We start from the raw sequence: 2,648 nt of genomic DNA, 5'->3' as shown, positions 1-2,648 counted from the left end.
GGGGTTGTAGGACACTCTATACGGAGTTACAAAGGAAGAGAATAGGCGAAGCGGCCTGGAAAGGCCCGCGGAACAAGGTAACAGCCCTGTAGCCGACATTTTCTTCTCTCTTGAGTGGATCCTGAGTACGGCGGAACACGAGGAATTCCGTCGGAATCCGGGAGGACCATCTCCCAAGGCTAAATACTCCCTAGTGACCGATAGTGAACCAGTACCGTGAGGGAAAGGTGAAAAGCACCCCGGAAGGGGAGTGAAACAGATCCTGAAACCGTGTGCCTACAAGTAGTCAGAGCCCGTTCATGGGTGATGGCGTGCCTTTTGTAGAATGAACCGGCGAGTTACGATTTCATGCAAGGTTAAGCAGAAGATGCGGAGCCGCAGCGAAAGCGAGTCTGAACAGGGCGAATGAGTATGAGGTCGTAGACCCGAAACCAGGTGATCTACCCATGTCCAGGATGAAGGTGAGGTAACACTCACTGGAGGTCCGAACCCACGCACGTTGAAAAGTGCGGGGATGAGGTGTGGGTAGCGGTGAAATTCCAATCGAACCTGGAGATAGCTGGTTCTCTCCGAAATAGCTTTAGGGCTAGCCTCAAATGAAGAGTTCTGGAGGTAGAGCACTGTTTGGACTAGGGGCCCATCCCGGGTTACCGAATTCAGACAAACTCCGAATGCCAGAAACTTATATTTGGGAGTCAGACTGCGAGTGATAAGATCCGTAGTCAAGAGGGAAACAGCCCAGACCACCAGCTAAGGTCCCAAAGTATACGTTAAGTGGAAAAGGATGTGGAGTTGCCCAGACAACCAGGATGTTGGCTTAGAAGCAGCCACCATTTAAAGAGTGCGTAATAGCTCACTGGTCGAGTGACTCTGCGCCGAAAATGTACCGGGGCTAAACGTATCACCGAAGCTGTGGATTGATACCTTCGGGTATCAGTGGTAGGAGAGCGTTCCAGGGGCGGTGAAGCCAGACCGGAAGGACTGGTGGAGCGCCTGGAAGTGAGAATGCCGGTATGAGTAGCGAAAGAAGGGTGAGAATCCCTTCCACCGAATGCCCAAGGTTTCCTGAGGAAGGCTCGTCCTCTCAGGGTTAGTCGGGGCCTAAGCCGAGGCCGAAAGGCGTAGGCGATGGATAACAGGTTGATATTCCTGTACCACCAAGCATCGTTTGAGTGATGGGGGGACGCAGGAGGATAGGAGATCACGCAGCTGGATACGCGTGTCTAAGCAGGTAGGCTGGAAATGAGGCAAATCCCATTTCCGTGAAGGCTGAGCTGTGATGGCGAGGGAAATTAAGTACCGAAGTCTTCGATTCCACACTGCCAAGAAAAGCCTCTAGCGAGATGCAAGGTGCCCGTACCGCAAACCGACACAGGTAGGCGAGGAGAGAATCCTAAGGTGAGCGAGTGAACTCTCGTTAAGGAACTCGGCAAAATGACCCCGTAACTTCGGGAGAAGGGGTGCTCTGGTAGGGTGCAAGCCCGAGAGAGCCGCAGTGAATAGGCCCAGGCGACTGTTTAGCAAAAACACAGGTCTCTGCAAAGCCGCAAGGCGACGTATAGGGGCTGACGCCTGCCCGGTGCTGGAAGGTTAAGAGGAGGGCTTAGCGCAAGCGAAGGTCTGAATTGAAGCCCCAGTAAACGGCGGCCGTAACTATAACGGTCCTAAGGTAGCGAAATTCCTTGTCGGGTAAGTTCCGACCCGCACGAAAGGCGCAACGATCTGGGCACTGTCTCAACGAGAGACTCGGTGAAATTATAGTACCTGTGAAGATGCAGGTTACCCGCGACAGGACGGAAAGACCCCGTGGAGCTTTACTGCAGCCTGATATTGAATTTTGGCACAGTCTGCACAGGATAGGCAGGAGCCTTGGAAGCCGGAGCGCCAGCTTCGGTGGAGGCGCTGGTGGGATACTGCCCTGACTGTGTTGAAATTCTAACCCGCACCCGTAATCCGGGTGGGAGACAGTGTCAGGCGGGCAGTTTGACTGGGGCGGTCGCCTCCTAAAATGTAACGGAGGCGCCCAAAGGTTCCCTCAGAATGGTTGGAAATCATTCGCAGAGTGTAAAGGCACAAGGGAGCTTGACTGCGAGACCTACAAGTCGAGCAGGGACGAAAGTCGGGCTTAGTGATCCGGTGGTTCCGCATGGAAGGGCCATCGCTCAACGGATAAAAGCTACCCCGGGGATAACAGGCTTATCTCCCCCAAGAGTCCACATCGACGGGGAGGTTTGGCACCTCGATGTCGGCTCATCGCATCCTGGGGCTGTAGTCGGTCCCAAGGGTTGGGCTGTTCGCCCATTAAAGCGGTACGCGAGCTGGGTTCAGAACGTCGTGAGACAGTTCGGTCCCTATCCGTCGCGGGCGCAGGAAATTTGAGAGGAGCTGTCCTTAGTACGAGAGGACCGGGATGGACACACCGCTGGTGTACCAGTTGTCTTGCCAAAGGCATCGCTGGGTAGCTACGTGTGGACGGGATAAGTGCTGAAAGCATCTAAGCATGAAGCCCCCCTCAAGATGAGATTTCCCATTACGCAAGTAAGTAAGATCCCTTGAAGAAGACGAGGTAGATAGGTTCGAGGTGGAAGTGCGGCAACGCGCGGAGCTGACGAATACTAATCGATCGAGGACTTAATCAATTAACATGC

At 54.0% G+C, this 2,648-nt stretch carries 1 rRNA gene; it reads left to right on the top strand.

Annotated elements, in window-relative coordinates:
• Positions 1 to 2,639 (top strand): 23S ribosomal RNA (locus tag BA724_RS02850); the annotation flags it as partial.
• Between the last annotated feature and the right edge of the window lie 9 nt (positions 2,640 to 2,648).

The organism is Domibacillus iocasae, from assembly GCF_001750285.1.
GTDB classification, from domain to species: Bacteria; Bacillota; Bacilli; order Bacillales; family Domibacillaceae; genus Domibacillus; species Domibacillus iocasae.
This window is presented reverse-complemented; position numbering and strand designations above follow the sequence as displayed.